The sequence below is a fragment of the Pseudomonas sp. ChxA genome (assembly GCF_030263855.1).
GTDB classification, from domain to species: Bacteria; Pseudomonadota; Gammaproteobacteria; order Pseudomonadales; family Pseudomonadaceae; genus Aquipseudomonas; species Aquipseudomonas fluorescens_CB.
Genome location: NZ_JARPMK010000001.1, coordinates 5,344,440 through 5,365,889, shown reverse-complemented (window position 1 = coordinate 5,365,889; position 21,450 = coordinate 5,344,440). Strand labels below are relative to the sequence as shown.

20 protein-coding genes are annotated in these 21,450 nt (G+C 60.5%); 12 read left to right on the top strand and 8 right to left on the bottom strand.

The features are described from left to right. The first annotated feature begins 53 nt into the window (after positions 1-53). The gene (locus P5706_RS24025) at positions 54-446 is read left to right on the top strand and encodes a RidA family protein (RefSeq protein ID WP_285682207.1); all 393 of its coding nucleotides are present in this window, start codon (positions 54-56) and stop codon (positions 444-446) included. On the opposite strand, the gene ppnN is transcribed toward P5706_RS24025, so the two are convergent. Both ppnN and P5706_RS24015 read right to left on the bottom strand, forming a co-directional pair. Further along, complete coding sequence (gene ppnN, locus P5706_RS24020; RefSeq protein WP_138816168.1) at positions 447-1,820, bottom strand: nucleotide 5'-monophosphate nucleosidase PpnN; 1,374 nt, start codon at positions 1,818-1,820, stop codon at positions 447-449. A gap of 149 nt (positions 1,821-1,969) precedes the next feature. Beyond that, positions 1,970-2,794, bottom strand: a complete 825-nt coding sequence (locus tag P5706_RS24015; RefSeq protein WP_285682204.1) for an aspartyl/asparaginyl beta-hydroxylase domain-containing protein — start codon at positions 2,792-2,794, stop codon at positions 1,970-1,972. A 275-nt stretch (positions 2,795-3,069) separates the two neighbouring features. On the opposite strand from P5706_RS24015, the gene fabV reads away from it, so the two are divergent. Then, positions 3,070-4,263: an enoyl-ACP reductase FabV gene (fabV, locus tag P5706_RS24010; RefSeq protein ID WP_065929256.1), complete on the top strand. Its 1,194-nt coding sequence runs from the start codon at positions 3,070-3,072 to the stop codon at positions 4,261-4,263. Between the two features lie 241 nt (positions 4,264-4,504). Beyond that, complete coding sequence (locus tag P5706_RS24005) at positions 4,505-5,128, top strand: HAD family hydrolase (RefSeq protein ID WP_200433289.1); 624 nt, start codon at positions 4,505-4,507, stop codon at positions 5,126-5,128. On the opposite strand, the gene P5706_RS24000 is transcribed toward P5706_RS24005, so the two are convergent. Then, positions 5,125-6,030: a LysR family transcriptional regulator gene (locus tag P5706_RS24000; protein ID WP_200433288.1), complete on the bottom strand. Its 906-nt coding sequence runs from the start codon at positions 6,028-6,030 to the stop codon at positions 5,125-5,127. The genes P5706_RS24005 and P5706_RS24000 overlap by 4 nt on opposite strands. A 103-nt stretch (positions 6,031-6,133) precedes the next feature. On the opposite strand from P5706_RS24000, the gene P5706_RS23995 reads away from it, so the two are divergent. Continuing rightward, positions 6,134-7,303 (top strand): acetylornithine transaminase, encoded by a 1,170-nt coding sequence (locus P5706_RS23995; RefSeq protein ID WP_200433287.1) that lies wholly within the window; start codon positions 6,134-6,136, stop codon positions 7,301-7,303. A gap of 118 nt (positions 7,304-7,421) precedes the next feature. On the opposite strand, the gene punR is transcribed toward P5706_RS23995, so the two are convergent. Then, positions 7,422-8,336: a DNA-binding transcriptional activator PunR gene (punR, locus tag P5706_RS23990; protein ID WP_138816162.1), complete on the bottom strand. Its 915-nt coding sequence runs from the start codon at positions 8,334-8,336 to the stop codon at positions 7,422-7,424. A gap of 122 nt (positions 8,337-8,458) precedes the next feature. On the opposite strand from punR, the gene punC reads away from it, so the two are divergent. Further along, positions 8,459-9,643, top strand: coding sequence for a purine nucleoside transporter PunC (gene punC, locus P5706_RS23985; RefSeq protein ID WP_200433285.1), 1,185 nt, complete (start codon positions 8,459-8,461; stop codon positions 9,641-9,643). A gap of 75 nt (positions 9,644-9,718) precedes the next feature. On the opposite strand, the gene P5706_RS23980 is transcribed toward punC, so the two are convergent. Then, positions 9,719-10,552, bottom strand: a complete 834-nt coding sequence (locus tag P5706_RS23980) for a nucleoside-binding protein (protein WP_285682199.1) — start codon at positions 10,550-10,552, stop codon at positions 9,719-9,721. A gap of 158 nt (positions 10,553-10,710) precedes the next feature. Here P5706_RS23980 and P5706_RS23975 point away from each other — a divergent pair, with 158 nt between their 5' ends. After that, on the top strand, positions 10,711-12,213 hold the full coding sequence (locus P5706_RS23975; protein WP_285682197.1) for a nucleobase:cation symporter-2 family protein: 1,503 nt from the start codon (positions 10,711-10,713) through the stop codon (positions 12,211-12,213). A gap of 99 nt (positions 12,214-12,312) precedes the next feature. Here P5706_RS23975 and P5706_RS23970 read toward each other — a convergent pair whose 3' ends face one another. Continuing rightward, positions 12,313-13,245 (bottom strand): proline iminopeptidase-family hydrolase, encoded by a 933-nt coding sequence (locus tag P5706_RS23970; protein WP_285682195.1) that lies wholly within the window; start codon positions 13,243-13,245, stop codon positions 12,313-12,315. A gap of 92 nt (positions 13,246-13,337) precedes the next feature. Beyond that, positions 13,338-14,102: a LuxR family transcriptional regulator gene (locus P5706_RS23965; RefSeq protein ID WP_200433281.1), complete on the bottom strand. Its 765-nt coding sequence runs from the start codon at positions 14,100-14,102 to the stop codon at positions 13,338-13,340. 183 nt (positions 14,103-14,285) lie between these two features. On the opposite strand from P5706_RS23965, the gene P5706_RS23960 reads away from it, so the two are divergent. Genes P5706_RS23960 through P5706_RS23935 form a run of 6 tightly spaced genes read left to right on the top strand, consistent with a single transcriptional unit; the run spans position 14,286 to position 20,449 of the window. Beyond that, the gene (locus tag P5706_RS23960; RefSeq protein WP_285682193.1) at positions 14,286-15,173 is read left to right on the top strand and encodes a proline iminopeptidase-family hydrolase; all 888 of its coding nucleotides are present in this window, start codon (positions 14,286-14,288) and stop codon (positions 15,171-15,173) included. 3 nt (positions 15,174-15,176) lie between these two features. Continuing rightward, on the top strand, positions 15,177-16,124 hold the full coding sequence (locus P5706_RS23955; RefSeq protein WP_138816156.1) for an ABC transporter permease: 948 nt from the start codon (positions 15,177-15,179) through the stop codon (positions 16,122-16,124). Next, entirely contained in the window at positions 16,121-16,978 is an 858-nt protein-coding gene (locus P5706_RS23950) for an ABC transporter permease (protein WP_200433279.1), read from the top strand. The genes P5706_RS23955 and P5706_RS23950 overlap by 4 nt, the downstream gene beginning before the upstream one ends. After that, positions 16,975-17,931 (top strand): ABC transporter ATP-binding protein, encoded by a 957-nt coding sequence (locus tag P5706_RS23945; RefSeq protein ID WP_285682190.1) that lies wholly within the window; start codon positions 16,975-16,977, stop codon positions 17,929-17,931. The genes P5706_RS23950 and P5706_RS23945 overlap by 4 nt, the downstream gene beginning before the upstream one ends. After that, positions 17,928-18,899, top strand: a complete 972-nt coding sequence (locus P5706_RS23940) for an ABC transporter ATP-binding protein (protein ID WP_285682188.1) — start codon at positions 17,928-17,930, stop codon at positions 18,897-18,899. The genes P5706_RS23945 and P5706_RS23940 overlap by 4 nt, the downstream gene beginning before the upstream one ends. A gap of 35 nt (positions 18,900-18,934) precedes the next feature. After that, positions 18,935-20,449, top strand: a complete 1,515-nt coding sequence (locus tag P5706_RS23935) for an ABC transporter substrate-binding protein (protein WP_285682186.1) — start codon at positions 18,935-18,937, stop codon at positions 20,447-20,449. A 132-nt stretch (positions 20,450-20,581) separates the two neighbouring features. Here the strand turns inward: P5706_RS23935 and P5706_RS23930 are convergent, their stop codons facing one another. Beyond that, on the bottom strand, positions 20,582-21,322 hold the full coding sequence (locus P5706_RS23930; RefSeq protein WP_056857233.1) for a YciK family oxidoreductase: 741 nt from the start codon (positions 21,320-21,322) through the stop codon (positions 20,582-20,584). Between the last annotated feature and the right edge of the window lie 128 nt (positions 21,323-21,450).

Sequence of the window (21,450 nt, the reverse complement as noted above, 5' to 3'; positions counted from 1 at the left end):
GTTCGAACTTTGCGCTCTCACACGCTTTCCTCCGGCCTCAAGAGATACAAGCTATGACCGACCGCCACCTGATCATCCCAACCGGCATGCAACCCATTGTCGAGCGCGCCGGCTACGTGCCTGCGGTAAAAGTTGGCAACACTCTTTATTGCGCAGGCCAAGTCGGGCGCACGCCGGAACTGGTGGTAATCGAAGACCCAGAGGTGCAATTCGTCGCGGCCTGGCAGAACCTGCGGCAGGTATTGGCGGAGGGCGGTTGCAGCTTCGATGACGTGGTGGACATGACCACCTATCACGTGAACATGAGCCAGCACATGGCGGTTTTCCGTGAGGTGAAAAACCGCCTGTTTCCACGCGGGCATTGCGCCTGGACCACAATCGGGGTGTCTGAACTGGCACACCCCGGCCTACTGGTGGAAATCAAATGTGTGGCAGTGCAGCGCTAGTTACTGCACCACGCGATAGCACGGCACATAGGCTGCGCCGCCCGGCAACTTCATGCGGTGCTGGGCGACAAATGCCTGCAACAGCTCGTCCAAGGGCTTCATGATCGCCGGGTCACCGTGAATCTCATACGGGCCGTGCTGCTCGATCAGGCGGATGCCCTTGTCCTTGACGTTACCGGCCACAATCCCCGAGAACGCGCGGCGCAGGTTGGCCGCCAGTTCATGGGGCGGCAGCGCGTGGCTCAGTTGCAGGCTGGCCATGTTTTCGTGGGTGGGGTCGAACGGGCGCTGGAAGCCTTCGTCGATCTTCAGCAGCCAGTTGAAGTGGAACGCGTCATTGCGCTCGCGGCGGAACTGCTTCACGGCCTTGAGCCCGGCGGTCATCTGGCGGGCCACTTCGGCCGGGTCGTCGATGATGATCTGGTAGTGCGCCTGCGCCGCTTCGCCAAGGGTGGCGCCCACGAACGCGTGCAGTTGTTGCAGGTACGGCGCGGCCTGTTTCGGCCCGGTGAGGATGACCGGGAACGGCACATCGCGGTTGTCCGGGTGCATCAGGATGCCCAGCAGGTACAGGAACTCTTCGGCCGTGCCGGCGCCGCCCGGGAAGATGATGATGCCATGGCCCACGCGCACAAAGGCTTCCAGGCGTTTTTCGATGTCCGGCAGAATCACCAGCTCGTTGACGATGGGGTTTGGCGCTTCGGCGGCGATGATGCCCGGCTCGGTCAGGCCCAGGTAGCGGCCGTTGATAATGCGTTGTTTGGCGTGAGAAATGGTCGCGCCTTTCATCGGCCCTTTCATCACGCCGGGGCCGCAGCCGGTGCACACATCGAGGCTGCGCAGGCCCAGTTCGTGGCCGACTTTCTTGGTGTATTTGTATTCTTCGGTATTGATCGAGTGCCCACCCCAGCACACCACGATTTTCGGTTCGACACCCGGGCGCAGCGTCCGGGCGTTGCGCAGCAGGTGGAACACGTAGTCGGTGATGCCCTGGGAGTTGCTCAGGTCGATGCGCTGGCTGTCCAGCTCGTTCTCGGTGTAGACGATATCGCGCAGGGCGCTGAAGAGCATTTCGCGGGTGCTGGCGATCATCTCGCCATCGACAAAGGCGTCGGCTGGCGCATTCAACAGTTCCAGGCGCACGCCACGGTCTTGCTGGTGGATACGCACTTCAAAATCTTTATAGGCGTCGAGGATGGTCTTGGCGTTGTCGATATGCGCGCCGGTGTTGAGGATGGCCAGGGCGCACTGGCGGAACAACGTGTAGATGCTGCCGGTACCGGCTTCACTCAGTTGCTGGACTTCACGTTGGGACAGGGTTTCGAGGCTGCCCTTGGGGCTGACGGAGGCATTGATGACTTGACGTTGGGGCATTCTGATTCCTTGAAAGCACAGCCATCGCAGCCGCCAGGGGCGGCGATGGCTGGAGAATGGTGAGCGCCGAACTCGGTCGCACTAGACGGTTAGTTTGGCCGCCCCAAGGGCAGGGCGCAAACACCGTCAACACCATAATGCCGCAGAACTTACTGAATCAGCTTCCAGTTTTTGTAGAAAACCCGACGCAGGGTAAACACCAACCCGGCAAAGCCCGAAATCACGGCATTCAGCACCGAGGGCAGCAAGGTCGGCCGCACGATGTCAATGAACAGGCAGTAACGCTTTGCGTCGTTTTTGTTGAAGGAGGCATGCATCAGCGTGTCATCGAAGATGAACAGCGGGTCATCGTGCCAGTAGTGCTTGTGGTTGCCCACCTGGATGTACACACCCTCGTGATGCGGCGCCGGCGCCATGTTGTAGAGCACGCGAAACATCATGCGCAGCGGGCCGAAGTGGAAGGACGTGGAGCGGTTTTCGTTGAACACCGACACGCCGATGGTCTTCACAAACGGCAGTTTCTTGCGCAGTTGCGGGATGTCCAGAGTGGTTTCGATCGGGCGGCCGTACCATTGGAAGAACAGCATGCCGCGCTTTTTCTCGGCCATGCGCTCGTCCAGGTAGCTGATGATTTCGTCTTTGTTGGCCATGGCGTCGTCGATGACTTGTTGCAGGTCTTCGCGCCAGGCCGGCGGCAGGTCGCGCATGGTGTAAACGTGGCGGTTGCGCAGGCTCAGCAGGTCGAACAGGGTATTGAACGGCGCCAATATCCAGGTGTTGCGGCCGTTGCCGACGAAGTATTTCTTGATGGTGTCGCGGTCGTACAGGCCGTTGCGCAAGAAGTCATAAATGCCGCAGAACAGCACCAGCAGCAGAAATACCAGGCTGGTACGTGGGAAGCAGTAGATGAACAGCAGTACGCCGAGCACCCAGGCGACTGAGACCAATTTTTTTTGCACAGCACTTTTACTCATGAAGCGAGGCTCCGAACCTGAAACAAAGCGAAACAATCCCGCCATGATAGTGGGTTATCACGGTGCCGGGCGTTTTAAATATTGCGAAATTGTGAAGGCCCGGCACAGTTTTTAACCCGGCGGTGCGGCGCGCCCGCCGTTTTGCCGATTGGATTTTGTAAACAGAAGATTTGCGACTATCGTGACGCTTCGGTTTTTCGCGCGTCATAGACCGGTACGATTGAAGTTGAATGGCCACCACTGGCCGTCGACCCCTTGGAAGAGGCAGAAATTTTATGATCATCAAACCGCGGGTTCGTGGCTTTATCTGTGTGACCGCTCACCCTGTTGGCTGTGAAGCGAACGTCAAAGAGCAGATCGACTACGTAACCCAGCATGGCGCCATCGAAGGCGGCCCAAAGAAGGTGCTGGTCCTGGGCGCTTCCACCGGTTATGGCCTGGCCGCGCGCATCAGTGCTGCGTTTGGCTGCGGCGCCGACACCCTGGGCGTGTTTTTTGAGAAAGAAGGCGAAGAAGGCAAGCTGAGCTCCGCCGGCTGGTACAACAGCGCGGCGTTCGAGAAGTTTGCCGTGGAAAAAGGCCTGTACGCCAAGAGCATCAACGGCGACGCGTTCTCAGACGAGATCAAGCGCCTGACCATCGAAACCATCAAGAAAGACCTGGGCAAGATCGACCTGGTGGTTTACAGCCTGGCCGCGCCACGCCGTACCGACCCGCAAGGCGTGGTGCACACCTCCACCCTCAAGCCGATTGGCAAGGCCGTGACCCTGCGCGGTATCAACACCGACAAAGGCGTTGTGGTCGACACCACCCTTGAGCCTGCGACCCAGGAAGAAATCGACGGCACCGTCAAAGTGATGGGCGGCGAAGACTGGCAGCTGTGGATCGACGCCCTGCGTGACGCCGATGTGTTGGCCGAAGGCGCCAAGACCACTGCGTTCACCTACCTCGGCGAGAAGCTGACCCAGGACATCTACTGGAACGGCTCCATCGGCGAAGCCAAGAAAGACCTCGACAAAAAAGTCCTGACCCTGCGCGACAACCTCGCTGCGCTGAAGGGCGACGCCCGCGTGTCGGTGCTCAAGGCCGTGGTTACCCAGGCCAGCTCGGCGATCCCGATCATGCCGCTGTACCTGTCGCTGCTGTTTAAAGTGATGAAAGAGCAGGGCACCCACGAAGGTTGCATCGAGCAGGTTTACGGCCTGTTCAAAGACAGCCTGTACGGCAGCGAGCCAAAGCTGGACGCCGACGGCCGCCTGCGCGCCGACCTGGCTGAGCTGGAGCCGAAGGTTCAGGATGCTGTGGCTGCACTGTGGAATCAGGTGACCGATGACAACGTCAACGAGATCAGCGATTTCGCCGGCTACAAGGCGGAGTTCCTGCGTTTGTTCGGGTTTGAAATCGACGGCGTGGACTATGAAGCTGATGTGAATCCGACTGTGAAGATCAAGGGCCTGATCCAGGCCTAAACGCGGTCAGAAAATGTGGATGCCTGGCTTATGTGGGAGCTGGCTTGCCTGCGATACAGTCACCTCGGTATATCAGTTGCACCGAGGCGATGCTATCGCAGGCAAGCCAGCTCCCACACAAGCCAGCTCCCACATTTGCCTTGGGTTAATTCAGAACCCTCCTACATTCCCTCGCGCTCCCACCCTTCCTCACAATCTGCCAGACTCCTTGCGCTATCAAGCCACGCTAACGGAGGATCTGATGACGATTCGTGCAGTAGTTTTTGATTTTGGCGGTGTCCTGTTCGATTGGAATCCGCAGCACCTCTACCGCCAGTTGATTGCCGACGAGCATGAGCGGCAATGGTTCCTCGAGAATATCTGCACCCAAGCCTGGAACACCGAGCAAGACGCTGGCCGCAGCCTGGCCGAAGGCACCCGCCACCTTATCGAGCAACACCCGCAGCACGAACCCTTGATCCAGGCCTATTACGAGCGCTGGCACGAAATGCTGCGTGGCGCGTTGCCCGAAGGCGTGGCGATTCTAGAGGCGCTGCACAAGGCCGATATGCCGCTGTTCGGGCTCACCAACTGGTCGGCGGAAACCTTCCCTTATGCACGGGCCAACTATCCGTTCCTGCAGCACTTGCGCGATATCGTCGTGTCCGGCGAGTTAAAGTTGATCAAGCCCGATCCCGCGATCTATCACGCCAGCCTGGCCCAAGTGCGCGCCCACCTGCCGGATATCCAGGCCGGTGAAGTGGTATTTATCGACGACGTTGCCGGCAATATCGAGGCCGCTAAAGCTCTCGGTTGGCAGGGCATTCACCATGTGTCGGCCGAGCGCACTGCGGCGCGTCTGCGCGAGTTGGGCGTGAGCTTTTAGCGCGCCCACTTTTCCATGGCGAAATCCACAAAGGCGCGCAGTTTGGGCAGGCGGTAGCGGTCCTGTCGGTAGAGCAGGTGCATGGGGCGGCTGGGCAGTTGATAGGTGGTCAGCAACGCCACCAGCTTGCCGCTCTCCAGGTCCGGTTGCACCAGGGCATCGGCCAGCATGATGATGCCCATGCCGTTCACGGCCGCCTGGCGCAAGCCTTGGGAGCTGTTGATGGTCAATGCTCCGGCCACCGGCACCTCTACTTCGCCTTCATCGCCGGTCATGCGCCACAGTTTGCTGGTGTCGCGCCAGTTATCGTTCGCCGGGTAGGCAAATGCCAGGCAGTCGTGCTGCCGTAACTCGTCGGGCGTCTGTGGAGTGCCACGTCGCGCCAGGTACGCCGGTGACGCACACAGCGTCAGGGCGTAGTCCTGCATCGGCCTGGCGATCAGGCTTGAGGTTTCCAGCTCGCCCAGGCGGATCGCAACGTCGAAGCCACTGTCGACCAAGTCCATGCGCTCATTGCTCAGCTCTACGTACAGATTGATCTGCGGGTAGCGCTGGGCAAATTCGCTCAAGGCCGGTGTGAGGCGTTCGGTGCCGAACACCGGGGGCGCGGTGATGCGCAGGCTGCCTTTGGGGGTTTCGCTGTGAATCTGCTCTGCCAGTAGCTCAGAGTCAGCCACCAGCCCCAGCACCTCCAGGCAACGCTGGTAATACTGCGCGCCAAACTCGGTGAGGCTTTGTTTGCGCGTGGTGCGTTTCAGCAAGCTGACCCCCAGCCTTTGCTCCAGGGCGCGCAAATGGTTGCCGACCATGGTGGTCGACATTTCGCATTCCTGCGCGGCGGCAGTCATGCTGCCGGCCTCGACCACTTTCACGTACACCGACATCGCCTGGAATAGGTCCATTATCAAGCCCTGGTTAAAAGTCATTGCAGAAATGCGCAGTTTATCCAGCGCTGGTGGCTAACGATACTGCAGTCACCACAACGATGCACTGGAGACTGCCACCATGACCGCCGCCTGCCTGATGACCACGTACCAACCTTCGGCCCTAAGCTTTACCCGTGGCCTGGGCACGCGCCTTTGGGACCAGCAGGGCCGTGAATACCTCGATGCCGTGGCGGGTGTGGCGGTAACCAACGTCGGGCACTCCCACCCCAAATTGGTCACGGCGATCAGCGAGCAGGCGGGCCTGTTGCTGCACACCTCCAACCTTTACAGCATCGACTGGCAGCAGCGCCTGGCCGAGCGCTTGGCGCAGTTGTCTGGCCTGGACCGTGCGTTTTTCAATAACTCCGGCGCCGAAGCCAACGAGACCGCGCTGAAACTGGCGCGGCTGCATGGCTGGAAAAAGGGCATTGAGGAGCCTTTGGTGGTGGTGATGGAGAACGCGTTCCACGGGCGTACGCTGGGCACCATGGCCGCCAGTGACGGGCCTTCGGTGCGCTTGGGTTTCCAGCGCCTGCCCGGGGACTTTCTCAAGGTGCGCTTTGGCGACTTGGCCGCATTGGAGGCCATTACCGAACAATTCGGCACGCGTGTCGCGGCGGTCTTGCTCGAGCCGATCCAGGGTGAAAGCGGCGTGCTGCCCGCACCGCCCGGTTACCTCAAGGCGCTACGCGACCACTGCACACGTCACGGCTGGTTGATGATGCTCGATGAAATCCAGACCGGTATCGGCCGCACCGGCGCCTGGTTTGCGTTCCAGCACGAAGGCATCGTGCCCGACGTGATAACCCTGGCCAAAGGCCTCGGCAACGGCGTGCCCATCGGTGCCTGCCTGGCCCGGGACGCCGTGGCTCAGTTGTTCACGCCAGGCAGCCACGGCAGCACGTTTGGCGGCAACCCGCTGGCCTGCCGCGTGGGTTGCACGGTGTTGGACATCATTGAAGAACAAGGCTTGCTGCACAACGCGGCGCTACAGGGCGAGCGCCTGCTGGCGCGGTTGCGGGTGGAGTTGAGCGAGCACCCGCAGGTGCTGGCGATTCGAGGGCAGGGCTTGATGGTCGGCATCGAGCTGGCCAGGCCTTATCGTGACCTGGCCCAGCGTGCAGCCCAGGAGCATGGGCTGCTGATCAATGTGACCCGGGGCAAGATCATCCGCCTGTTGCCGCCGCTGACACTGGATGCCAAAGAGGTCGAGATGATTGTGCGGGCCATCACCCGTCTGTTGGACTAAACCGGATAAAACTGTGGGAGCTGGCTTGCCTGCGATAGCGGTATGTCAGCCACTGTAGTTGGCACAGACAGTCCGCTATCGCAGGCAAGCCAGCTCCCACATTAGACCGGCGTGATATTCAGAGATCCGGGCCATTGAGCCATTCCTGGTTCATGGTTTCGGTATCACCCAGGTACTCCAACAACCAACTCATCGCTGGCGACAATTTATCCTGCGCCCACGCCACACACGACGGGCTGGCCGGAAACGGTCGGCTCAGTTGCAGCGCCACCAGCTCGCCACGCTCGACCCATGGCAATACCTGATGGGCCGGCGCCATGCCCACGCACAGCCCATCGCGCAGGCAATCGAGTGCCGAGGCCCAGTTGGGCACGACCAAACGGCGCTGGTTATCCAGGGTCCAGGTGTCACGCTTGGGCAAGTTGCGCGAGGTGTCGGTCATGCACAAGGAGGCGAACGGGCGCAGTTGGTCGTCGTTGAGCAAGCCGTTGACGCTCGCCAACGGGTGCTGGGCGCTGACCACACACAGCCAGTTGAGCAGGCCCATGTCCCGAAACGTGAAGCGGCTGGCCACCGGTACCGCGCTGGTCGCGCCGATCACAATGTCGGTACGCTCATCGGCCAGGGCGTCCCACACGCCGTTGTACACCTCGTATTCGAGCAGCAATTCCACCTCGGGGAACTGTCGATAAAAATCCAGCACCAGTTGCCGGCAGCGCTGGGGTTTGACGATGGAGTCCACCGCGACCTTCAACTGGCCGCTCCAGCCATTCGCCACCTGCTGGCACAAACGCCGGGTGCCGAGCATTTTTTTCATCACCCCGCGCGCTTCGTCTATAAATAGACGGCCGGCGGGCGTCAGTTCCACGTCACGATGGCGGCGCACAAACAGCGGCACCGCCAGCCATTCCTCCAGCTGGCGCACCGTATAGCTGATGGCTGACGGCACGCGGTGCAATTCCTGGGCGGCGGCGCTGAAGCTGCCATGGCGTGCCACGGCATCGACTACATCCAGGGAGTATTCGGACCACATAACGCTTGCCTTCAAAATATTTGATTCAAGTGTCCAATTATTATCGCTTCACACACAGCCTGTCAGCTTCATAATGGGCGCCAGTCAGCAAATAGTTTGATGGCAGGATCTACAAGGCTTCAATGAAAAATTCTTTTGGTTTCACTTGGTATCTGGCGGGGCTGAGCATGCTCGGTTATCTGGCCATGGACATGTACTTGCCGGCGTTTGGCGCCATGGGCGAGCAACTGCAGATCAGTGCGGGCGCGGTCGGTGCCAGCTTGAGTATTTTCCTCGCCGGCTTTGCGCTCGGGCAGTTGCTGTGGGGGCCGTTGTCCGATCGCCTGGGGCGCAAGCCGGTGTTGCTCGCCGGGCTGAGTCTGTTTGTGCTGGGCTGCGCCGGGATGTTCTGGGTCGAGACGGCGCCGCAGTTGTTGGCGTTGCGGTTTATGCAGGCGATTGGCGTGTGTTCCGCCGCCGTGAGTTGGCAGGCGCTGGTGATTGACCGTTACCCGGCTGACAAGGCTCACCGTGTGTTCGCCAGCATCATGCCGCTGATGTCGCTGTCACCGGCGTTGGCGCCGCTGTTGGGTGCGATGGTGCTGAACCACTTTGGCTGGCAGGCAATTTTCGCGGTGTTGCTGGTTGTGTCAGTGCTGTTGCTGTTGCCGACGTTGTTCCTGCGCAAAATGCCGAAACGTCTGGCCGAAGAGGGCGAACCTTCGCGCCTTGGCTACGGGCAGTTGCTGACCTCCCGCGTGTTTACCGGCAATGTGATGATCTTCGCCGCCTGTTCAGCCAGCTTCTTCGCCTGGCTCACCGCGTCGCCGTTCATCCTTGGCGACATGGGTTACAGCCCGAATGACATCGGCCTGAGTTACGTGTTGCCGACCTTGTCCTTTCTGGTCGGCGGTTACAGCTGTCGTAGCGCCTTGCAGCATTATCAGGGCAAAACCCTGCTGCCGTGGTTGCTGGTGGCCTATTGCATCAGCATGGTCGCGTTGTACCTGGTTGCGACCTTGACCGTGCCGACCCTGACCACCTTGTTGATTCCGTTCTGCCTCATGGCGTTGGTCAACGGTGCGAGTTACCCGATCGTGGTGGCGAATGCGCTGATGCCCTTTGCGGAAAATTCCGGCAAGGCGGCGGCGCTGCAGAACACCCTGCAATTGGGTCTTTGTTTTCTGAGTAGCCTGCTGGTGTCGTCGATGATCGACCAGCCGTTGTTGATCACTGTGATTGTGATGCTGGCGACTGCGCCGCTGGCGGTGTTGGGTTACTGGCTGGCGCGGCCCAAAACCGATAATTCGGAACTGGCAAACGCCTGAAGCTGAAACCCAATCAAACATGTGGGAGAGGGTTAGTGTGGGAGCTGGCTCCCACAGTTGATTGGGTTTCTTCAGTTAGAACGTCACTTCCATATTCAGCGTAGGCGTAGAGGTGCGGGTACCCATACCTCCATCCACCCCGAACTTGTTATGCCAGTACTCGTAACCCACCCCCAGATACAGGTTCGGCTTCACGCTTTTACCTGGCCGCACCGCCACCATCAGCGCGGTGCGCATCAGGGTTTCCGGCGCGGTGTCGCGGCCGTGGTAGTCCTCGCCCTTTTCCCCGACGTAATTAATAAAGCCCTGGAACTTCGCCGCATGGTTGGCGATGTCGAACGGGCGCATCCAGGTCAGGTTGAGCATGTAGGTGTCGTCGAAGGTGTGGTTCGACTCCTGCGCGCCGGAGATGCCGGTGTGGTTCTTTTCCTTGTAGTACATCAGGCTCAAATCCAGCACGCCAACGGTGTTGAACTTCAACGTCGGGCCGATCACCAGCGCGCGTTTTTTGGCTGAGGCGAAGTTGTTGTTGCGGTTGGCGTCGAAGCCCAAGGTCAGTGCGTAATCCTTGACCAGGCCGGTGCCCAGCGGCACATCGAATACCCGCGAAGCGTACAGCTGGTGTCGGTACACGACGTAGACCTCACTGCCACCGTGGTCGGTGCCCTTGCGTGGGTCGCTGCTGTCGGACAGAAACACATCAAGGTTCAGGTAATTGCTGCCGTACTGGTAGCCGCTGGCGTGGGTGAAGCTGTAGATGCGTTTGCTGAAGTCGTCGGGGTTGTTGGGGTTGGTGAAGTGCTGACCGTAGCGAAACCCTACGCTGTTGTTCATCCATTCCAGCGCGACGGCCTCCCCACCGCCGAGAAGGGTCAATGCAACGGTGGCGCCCTGTAATGCCTTTTTCATTGTTCTAGGTCCTTTGGCGTTCTGGCTCATGACGGCCGGATTGTTTTTGTAACGCCGATGGAGGGTATCTTGTTCGATTGATTGTATACAACTCTATGGACATCCAGTCCAAACATTGCATACAGTGTTCGCACAACAAAAACAGAGAACCCCTCACCATGACTATCCCGAAGGCGTCACCGCAGCGGCCAGAAGATGAGAATCTCGGCGTCGCGGCCAACATGGCTTACGGCCTGCAGCATGTGCTTACCATGTACGGCGGCATCGTTGCCGTACCGTTGATCGTCGGCCAGGCGGCCGGGTTGTCGCCGGCGGATATCGGCCTGCTGATCGCCGCCTCGCTGTTTGCCGGTGGCTTGGCCACGCTGCTGCAAACCCTCGGTCTGCCGTTTTTTGGCTGCCAGTTGCCGCTGGTGCAGGGCGTGTCGTTTGCCGGTGTGGCAACCATGGTGGCCATCGTCGGCAGTGATGGCGCGGGCGGGGTGCCGGCGATTCTCGGGGCGGTGATGGCCGCGTCGTTTATCGGCTTATTGATCACGCCGGTGTTCTCACGAATCACCAAGTTTTTCCCGCCGCTAGTCACCGGTATCGTGATCACCACCATTGGCCTGACGCTGATGCCGGTGGCGGCGCGCTGGGCCATGGGCGGCAATAGCCGTGCAGCGGATTTTGGCAGCATGCCCAATATCGGCTTGGCGGCATTGACCCTGGTGCTGGTATTGCTACTGAGCAAGATCGGCAGCGCGACTATTTCGCGGCTGTCGATTCTGTTGGCGATGGTGATTGGCACTGTGATCGCAGTGTTCCTCGGCATGGCGGATTTCTCCAGCGTCGCCCAGGGACCAATGTTCGGCTTTCCCACACCTTTCCATTTCGGCATGCCGACCTTCCATGTGGCGGCGATCATTTCCATGTGCATCGTGGTGATGGTGACGTTGGTGGAAACCTCGGCGGACATCCTCGCGGTCGGCGAGATCATCGACACCAAAGTCGACTCCAAGCGCCTGGGTAATGGCCTGCGTGCCGATATGCTGTCGAGCATGTTTGCGCCGATCTTCGGTTCGTTCACGCAAAGCGCCTTCGCCCAGAACGTCGGGCTGGTGGCGGTTACGGGGGTGAAGAGTCGGTTTGTGGTGGCCACCGGCGGCGTGTTCCTGGTGGTGTTGGGGCTGCTGCCGTTTATGGGCCGGGTGATTGCGGCTGTGCCGACCTCCGTGCTCGGCGGCGCCGGTATCGTGTTGTTCGGCACCGTGGCGGCCAGCGGGATTCGCACGCTGTCCAAGGTGGATTACCGCAACAATATGAACCTGATCATCGTGGCGACGAGCATCGGTTTCGGCATGATCCCGATCGCGGCGCCGAACTTCTACGATCACTTCCCCACTTGGTTCGCGACCATTTTCCATTCGGGCATCAGTTCGTCGGCGATCATGGCGATTCTGTTGAACCTGGCGTTCAACCACTTCACCGCCGGTAACTCGGACCAGCAATCGGTGTTTGTGGCCGGCACCGAGCGCAGTTTGTGCTTCCACGACGTGGCGGCGTTGCGCGATGGCGATTACTTCAGTGGCGGTAAGTTGTTTGATGCTGAAGGGAAGGAAATTCCAGTGGTGGCTGAGGTGCCAAGAAAAGCGACAAAGCCTGAAACCACCGAAGTCTAAACATGTGGGAGCTGGCTTGCCTGCGATGGCGGCGAGCCAGTCACTGCACCTGTAGCTGATGTACCGCTATCGCAGGCAAGCCAGCTCCCACAGTTGATCTCAGCCGGCTTTGAGGACTTTGTTCGGCAGCGAACACGCCGCGTCCAGAAATTTCACCACCGTGCCCATGCACGCCTGGCGTTCTTCCACGTGGGGCATGTGGCTGGAGTCTTCAAACAGCGCCCAGCGCACGTCGGTGATTTCATCCAGGAACGGCTTGACCACCAGCGGCGTGGCCTCGTCGTGTCGCCCTGATATCACCAGCGTCGGCACGTTGATCGCCGACAGGCGCCCCACCACACTCCAATCCTTCAAGCTGCCGATGATGTGAAATTCGGTCGGGCCGCTCATGGCGTGGTACACCGTCGGGTCGGCGTCCACGGCTGCAAAGGTGCGGGCCACTTCTTCCGGCCAGGGGTTCACCCGGCACACGTGCTGGTCATAGAAGATCCGCGCCGCCGCCAGGTATTGCGGGTCTTGGTAGGTGCCGGCCTGTTCGTGTTTGAGCAAGGTCTGATGCACACCTTCGGGCAACAGCTGGCGCAGGCGGTTGGCTTCGCTGACCCAGGTGCGCATGCAGGTGGGCGAGTTCGCCGGGATGAACGCGCGCAGGCCCTTGGGTCGCAAAATCGCGTGTTCGCTGCCGAGCATGCCGCCCCAGGATTGCCCCAGGATCGCGTAGTTATCACTGATCTGCAGGTGGTCGAGCAGGTTGTTCAACTCGTCGAGGAACAGGTCGATGGTCCAAAAAGATGGGTCTTTGTCCGCCAAGTGCGTGGAGCGGCCATTGCCGATCTGGTCGTAGTGAATTACCGCATGGCCGCTGGCGGCGACGTCCTTGAACGCGTCTACGTAGTCATGGGTGCAACCGGGGCCGCCATGGAGGATCACCAAGGGCGTGCGGCCGGTGCTCAGGTCGCCGGTGACGCGGTACCAGGTCTGGTAGGCGCCGAAGGCCGCGAAGCCTTCGCGGACTTTCTCGATGAATTCCATTTCGTACCCTGCTCTGAAAAAAGGATCAGCGATACGATAGTCGGCACGCGACGTTTAAGTAACTAGCAAAACAGCTAGGTTTTACTGACGGATCAATCTTCCAGCAGGCGGTAATGGGTTGCGCGCACCACCGCCTGTACGCGGTTCTTGGCGCCCAGCTTGTGCATGGCCGAGGCCAGGTGCAGGGTGACCACCGCCAGTGAGCGGGTTAACTGCGTGGCGATTTCGGCGGCGGTCAGGCCCTCGGCGGCCCATTTCAGGCATTCGCGCTCGCGTTTGGTCAGATGGATGTGCGGGTAGGTGCGCAGCTCTTTGCTGAGCAACGGGTAGGCCGCTTCCTGCAAGGCATGGGTGATCAGGCTGAAGTCCGACAAGGTCTGCTGGGCATCCTCCAGCACCGTGCTGGCCTTGCCGGTGCGCAGGCCGGTCAGCGACGCGAAGCCGCCACGCGGCAGGTGGATCGGCACGGTGACGCCGCAGGTGAGTTGGCGTTCATGCAGGTAAGAGGACACGGGCGCATGGCAGGGGTCGATGATCTTTTGCAGCGCGGTGTCGGCTTTGGCCTCATAGGACCACACGAACGGCGACACCGTGCTCAAGGCCAGATGCTGCACCGGGTCGATCTGGTAAAACCCTTCGCGGCACCATAACGCGTGCCAGTCCGACGGTGTGTTGCGTGACTCCAGCACCGAAGGCGTGATCAGCGAACCGTCCTGGTCGATGGGCACCGGCGTGTAGTCATACACCAACGCATCAAAGCCCAACTGCTGGGCGAGGATAAACGTGTTGTCGATCTGTTCATCCAGGCTCCTGCCGGGCATGAGACGGTTGTTGAAGGCAGTAAGTTTGGACAGCATCCGTTCTGCTCCCGAATTCATTTGAATCTCGACTTGCGGCAAGTAGAATGCCACGCCCCGGCGAAGGACTGCCAGGCCAAACCTATAAGAACTACTAGGTTATGGACGCGCGGCATCCTCGGTAGTGTTGGCCCTATAAACGGCCGCTACCTGCCAGGCCGATACAACACAAGGAATGTATGCATGTGGCGTGAAATTGCCCCCGACCAGCAGTACAACGTGCAAGTCGATGGCCATAACCTCGTGGCCTACAGCTTTGGCGAAGGCGATGAGGTGCTCTTGTGTCTCAACGGCGGTCCGGGCCTGCCGTGTGACTACTTGCGCGACGCCCATGGCTGGCTCAAAGACCATAACCTGCGAGTGGTAGCATTCGATCAGCTTGGCACGGGCGCATCAGCCAGACCATCAGATATTTCCCTGTGGGAGATTGGCCGTTATGTCGAAGAAGTCGAAACCGTGCGCCAGGCACTGGGCCTGGGCCGCGTGCATCTGCTTGGGCATTCGTGGGGCGGCTGGTTGGGCATCGAGTACGCCATCCACTATCCCGACGCCCTGAAAAGTCTGATCCTGGAAAACACCGTCGGCGATATTCCGCACTTGTCCCAGGAACTCCAGCGCCTGCGCGGCGCCCTCGGCAGCGAAACCGTGGCAATGATGCAGCGCCATGAGGCCATGGGCACGCTCGACCATCCGCAGTATCAGGCCGCTATCACCTTGCTCAATTACCGCCACGTCTGCCGCCTGGACGAATGGCCGGAGCCGGTCAAGCGCTCCCTGGGCGACTGGAACATGGGCCCCTACGAAACCATGCAAGGCCCCAACGAATTCCTCTATATCGGCAACCTCAAGGACTGGAACCGCATCCCGGAGATGGCCGATTTCAAGATGCCGATGCTGATTACCACCGGCCAGCACGACGAACTCACACCCGCTTGCGCCCATCGCATGAAACTCGCCGCCACACACGCCGAGTTGCATGTATTCCCCAACAGCAGCCATATGCCGTTTTATGAGGAACCCCATGCGTACTTTCCGGTGCTGCTGGACTTCCTCGCTCGCCACCGAGGCTGACGGATGAACCTTGCGCGTTACCGTTTTGTGCTGTCCCGGCCGCTGCAATTGCTGCCGGTGTTGTTTGGCATCAGCCTGATCACCTTTGTGCTGGTGCGTTCGATTCCCGGCGACCCGGCGCGCGCCTTGCTGGGCTCGCGCAGTACGCCGGATGCCTTACTTAAAATCCGCGCCCAGTACGGCTTGGACCAGCCCTTGTGGCTGCAATATTTCTACTTCCTCAAGAACCTGCTCAAGGGCGATCTCGGCCAGTCGCTGCTCTATAAAGTCGACGCGTTGAAACTGATCGTCACCCGTATCGAGCCGACGTTGGTGCTGGTGCTCGGCAGTGTGCTGCTGGCGCTGTTGATCGCGGTGCCGCTGGCCACCGTGGCGGCGCGCAACAAAGGCGGTTGGGCGGATAACCTGATCCGCGTGTTCACCACGGTCGGCCTGGGCATGCCGGCGTTCTGGCTGGGCTTGATGCTGATTCTGTTGCTGAGTGTGAAGTGGGGGTTGTTCCCGGTATCGGGTTACGGTCGCACGTTTATAGACAAAGCCCATCACATGGTCCTGCCGTGTTTGACCATTGCGTTGGCGCTGGCGGCGGTGCTGGTGCGCAACCTGCGGGCGAGCATGCTGATGGAGTTGCAGGCCGACCATGTCACCGCCGCGCGCGCACGCGGGCTATCGGAGGCGGCGGTGTTTCGTCGGCATGTGTTGCCCAACTCGCTGGTGCCGGCGGTCAACCTGCTGGCGGTGAATATCGGCTGGCTGATCAGCGGCACGGTGGTGATCGAAAGCCTGTTCGCAATTCCCGGCATCGGCCAATTATTGGTGCGCGGCATTTTTACCCGCGACTACATGGTGGTGCAGGGCGTGGCGATGGTACTGGCGTGTGCGACGGTGGTGGTCAACTTTGTCGCTGACGTGGCGACCGTGGCGCTCGACCCAAGGGTGAAGATGCAATGAGCAGCCGCCCACTGATTGCGCCGTGGCGTTTGCGCTTGCGGTTTGGTTTTCGCAATGGCCGGCTGACCGCCGCATGGGGCTTGCTGATCCTGTTTATATGGTTGGCGCTGGCGTTGTTTGCGCCGTGGATCGCGCCGTATGACCCGATTGCGCAGAACACCGATCTGAGCTTGCTGGCGCCCAACGTTGCCCATCCATTTGGCACGGACAACTACGGTAGAGACATCCTTTCGAGGGTGATCTGGGGCGCGCGGATTGACCTGCAACTGGCCGTCATCGGTGTGATCTTCCCGTTCCTGATCGGCACTTTTATCGGCGCCGTTTCCGGCTACATCGGCGGGCGTTTCGACAGCGTGTGCATGCGCGTGATCGACGTGGTGCTGGCGTTCCCGTTCCTGGTGTTGATGCTGGCGATCATGGCCATCCTCGGGCCGGGCTTGCAGAGCTTTTATATCGCCATGGCGCTGGTGGGCTGGGTGTCGTATGCGCGGTTGATCCGCTCGCAGATCCTGGTGCTCAAGGAAAGCGACTTCGCCCTGGCCGCCAAAAGCCTGGGCTTCGGCCATGGGCGCATTCTGTTTCGGCATTTGCTGCCCAACGCGATGTTTGGCTCGATTGTGTTTTCGATGTCCGACGCCGTGCTGGTGCTGCTCAACGGTGCCGCCGTGAGCTACCTGGGCCTGGGCGTGCAACCGCCGACGGCGGAGTGGGGCACCATGGTCGCCGAAGGGCAGGCGTTTATCACCACCGCCTGGTGGCTTTGCACCTTCCCGGGCCTGGCCATTGTGACCTTGGCCATGGGCTTCAGCCTGCTCGCCGATGGCGTGGCGCAAGTATTGGGGGATCGCTCATGAGCCTGCTTCACGTGCAGGACCTCAGCGTGATCGCCAACAATGGCGGGCGTGAGGTTACGCTGGTTGATCGTGTGTCCTTTGATCTGGCCGAAGGTGAAATCCTCGGGCTGGTGGGTGAAAGCGGTTCGGGCAAGACCCTGGCCTGTCGCGGCCTGATGCGCCTGTTGCCGTCGCCCAACCTGCGGGTGCAAGGCGGCGCCGTGCGTCTGGCCGGTCGCGACCTGTTGCAGCTCGATGAGGCTGGCATGCGCGCCGTGCGCGGTGGGCAACTGGGCATGATTTTCCAGAACCCCAGCAGTCACCTGGACCCGTTGATGCGCATCGGCGAGCAGATCGCCGAGGGCATCCGTCTGCATCAAGGCGCGTCGAAAAAAGACGCACGCCTGCAAGCCATCGAGGTGTTGCGCCAGGTCGGTATTCCCGATCCCCAGGCGCGGATCGACAACTACCCCCATGAGTTTTCCGGCGGCATGCGCCAGCGCGCGATGATCGCCGTAGCCCTGGGCTGCAACCCGCAGGTGCTGATTGCCGACGAGCCGACCACGGCACTGGATGTAACGGTGCAGGCGCAAATCCTGCGTCTGTTGCTGGAACTGCGTGACCAGCGCGGCCTGGCGATCATCATGATCACCCATGACCTGGGCGTGGTGGCGCAGACCTGTGATTCCATCGCGGTGATGTACGCCGGGCGCCTGTGCGAGCACGGCAGCAAGCACGAACTGCTGGCGTATCCGCAACATCCTTATACCGCTGGCCTCATCGATTGCCAGCCCGCCCATAGCAGCGGCCATGCTTTGCTGCGCACCATTGCCGGCCAGCCGCCGTTACTGGATGCGTTGCCCGACGGTTGCCGGTTCAACCCACGCTGCCCGCAGGTGGGTGCCTTGTGCACCGAGCTGTTGCCGGAAGGTGCGCAAGTGGCTTGTCACTATCCGTTGGGAGGCCGCCCATGAGCCTGTTGCAGATCAAGGACCTGGAGGTGCGGTTTGCCGCCTCTGGCACAGGTTTATTCGGGCTGAACAAGCAGTGGGTGAGGGCGGTCAATGGTGTTTCGCTGAACCTGGCCGCTGGTGAAACCCTCGGTTTGGTCGGCGAGTCCGGCAGTGGCAAAAGCACGCTGGGGCGAGCGATTCTGCACCTCAACCCGATCAGCGCCGGGCAGGTGTTGTTCGATGGCGTCGACATGGCCCAGGGCAGCGCGATCGACATCGCCCGCCTGCGGCATGAAACCGCGATGATTTTCCAAGACCCTTACGCCGCCTTGAACCCACGCCACAGCATTGGCGAAACCCTTGCCGAAGTGCTGCGGGTGCAGCGCAAGGTCGCCCCGCAACAGATACCCGCTCGCGTAGTCGAGCTGCTCGGCCTGGTGGGCCTGCGCCCTGAACTCGCCAGCCGTAAACCCGGCTCCCTCAGTGGTGGCCAGTGCCAGCGCGTCGGCATCGCCCGCGCCCTGGCGGTGGAGCCGCGTTTGATCATCGCCGATGAATGCGTGGCGGCACTGGACGTGTCGATCCAGGGCCAGATCATCAACCTGTTGCTGGAACTGCAACAGCGCATGAACCTGGCGATTCTGTTTATCGCCCATGACCTGGCCATTGTGCGGCGCCTGTGCGACCGCGTGGCGGTGATGTACCTGGGCAAAATAGTCGAAGAAGGGCCGGTGGAGGCGGTGTTCACCGCGCCGCGCCATCCGTATACGGCGGCGTTGATCGAGGCGATTCCCGAGATCGATCCACATCGGCCGTTGCCCGCAGAACCGTTGCCCGGTGAGCCGCCGAGCCCGCTGAATTTGCCCAGCGGCTGCGCCTTTCACCCGCGCTGCCGGCATGCCCGAACCCTGTGTTCCGTGGTGTTGCCGCCGACCCATTACCTGCATGAGCATCGGTACAGTTGCGTGCTTGAAGAACCTTTGCTTTGACCCACTTCTGCCATTCATGAACAAGGAGTTATGACATGCAATCGCGCCACTTGAAGTTGCTCGCCGCCGCGACATTGACCGCCTGGTCCCTCACTGCCGGGCTGGCCCACGCCGCCGGCGTGCTGACCATCGGCTGCCGTGAAGACAGCACCACGTTCGACCCGATCAAAAGCGCACAGAACCGCGACACGTGGGTGTTCGCCAACGTCTACGACACCCTGGTGCGCGTGGATAACCTGGGCACCAAGATGGAACCGGGCCTGGCTGAAAGCTGGGAGATTTCCAGGGACGGCCTGACCTACACCTTCAAACTGCGTAACGCCAAGTTCTCTGATGGCTCGGCGATCACCGCCGATGACGCGGCGTTCAGCCTGTTGCGCATCCGCGACAACAAGGCGTCGCTGTGGGCAGATCCGTTCAACCTGATCAACACGGCCAAGGCCAGCGACCCGCAGACCCTGGTCGTCACGCTGAAAACCCCGGCGGTGGCCTTCCTCTCGCAACTGGCCTCGCCGACGGTATCGATCCTGTCGCAAAAAGCCATGACCACGATGGGCGAAGACGCCTACTCGGAAAACCCGGTGACCTCCGGCGCGTTTACCGTGGAGGAATGGCGCAAGGGCGATCGCGTGATCCTCAAGAAGAACCCGAGCTTCTGGCAGGCCAATAACGTGAGCCTGGATGGCGTGGAGTGGGTCTCGGTCACCGACGACAATACGCGCATGCGCATGGTGCAGAACAACGAGCTGGACACGGCGATCTTCGTGCCGTTCTCTCGCGTGGAAGAGCTGAAGAAAGACAACAACGTAGTGATCCACGCCGACCCGTCGACCCGCGAAGATCACCTGCTGATCAACCACGCCCACGGCCTGCTGGCCAAGCCGCAAGTGCGCGAGGCGCTGGACATGGCCATCGACAAACAGTCGCTGGTCAAGACCGCCACTTACGGCCAAGGCACCGTGGCTTATTCCTACATCCCCAAAGGCTCGCTGTACCACTACGCCAACAACCTGCAACGCCCGTATGACCCAGCCGCCGCCAAGAAACTGCTGGAAGAGACTGGCGCCAAGGACTTGAAACTCAACTACGTGGTCAACGCCGGCAACGAAGCTGACGAGCAGATTGCGGTGATCATCAAGGACCAGTTGGCCAAGGTCGGCGTGACCGCCAACCTGCAAAAGGTCGACCCGACCCAAAGCTGGCAGATGTTGGTGGACGGTGAGTACGATATTTCGGTGATGTACTGGACCAACGACATCCTCGACCCGGACCAGAAGACCACCTTCGTGCTCGGCCATGACACCAACCAGAACTACATGACCCGCTACAAGAACGACAAGGTCAAGGCGCTGGTGGCGCAGGCGCGGATCGAGGCCGACCCGGTCAAGCGTGAGCAGATGTATGTGGAGTTGCAGAAGCTGGCGAAGCAGGATGTGAACTGGATTGACCTGTACTACAGCCCGTACATCAACATCTCACGCAAGAATGTGAGTAACTTCCTGCAGAATCCGCTGGGGCGTTTTACCCTTGAGGAAGTGGTGAAGAACTAACGGTCACCGCTAAGCAAATGTGGGAGCTGGCTTGTGTGGGAGCTGGCAAGCCAGCTCCCACACAAGCCAGCTCCCACATGAACCCAGTTTCACATTGGGTTCTATGTTGTTTCAGGTGAACAGTGTCAGTGCTTACTGCGCATCAAACGCCTGCCCATTGATCCCGGCACTGTCCGGCCCCATCAGGTACAGGTACACCGGCATGATGTCTTCCGGCGCAGGTCTTTCCATCGGGTTTTCCCCTGGGTACGCCTGGGCACGCATGCTTGTGCGTGTGCCGCCCGGGTTGATGCTGTTGGCGCGTACCGAAGCCACGTCCTCCAGCTCATCGGCCAGGGTTTGCATCAAGCCTTCGGTGGCAAACTTCGACACCCCATAAGCGCCCCAATACGCCCGGCCCTTGCGCCCGACGCTGCTGGAGGTGAACACCACCGACGCATCCTGGGACAGCTTGAGCAGTGGTAAGAGTGTGCTGGTCAGCATGAACATCGCGTTGACGTTTACGTGCATCACGCGCATGAAATTCTCACCGGACAACTGCTCGATCGGCGTGCGTGGGCCGATGATCGAGGCGTTGTGCAGCAGGCCGTCGAGGCGGCCGAATGCTTTTTCGATCATCGCTGCCAGCTCATCGTATTGATGGGGCAGGGCGGTTTCCAGGTTGAACGGGATCACCACCGGCTGCGGCTGGCCGGCCGCTTCGATCTCGTCATACACCTGGGCCAGGTTGGCTTCGGTCTTGCCCAGCAGCAACACGGTGGCGCCATGGGCGGCATAGGTTTTTGCCGCTGCCGCGCCAATCCCGCGACCGGCACCGGTCACCAGGATCACCCGGTCTTTGAGCAGTTCTGGACGTGCGGAGTAATCAAACATAAAAACCTCGACAGAATTCAAGCGAATACAGGCCTTGAAGTGGAATCCATTTCATGTGGGAGCTGGCTTGCCTGCGATGGCGGAGTATCAGCCAGCGCAAGTGCTAGCTGGCAGACCGCTATCGCAGG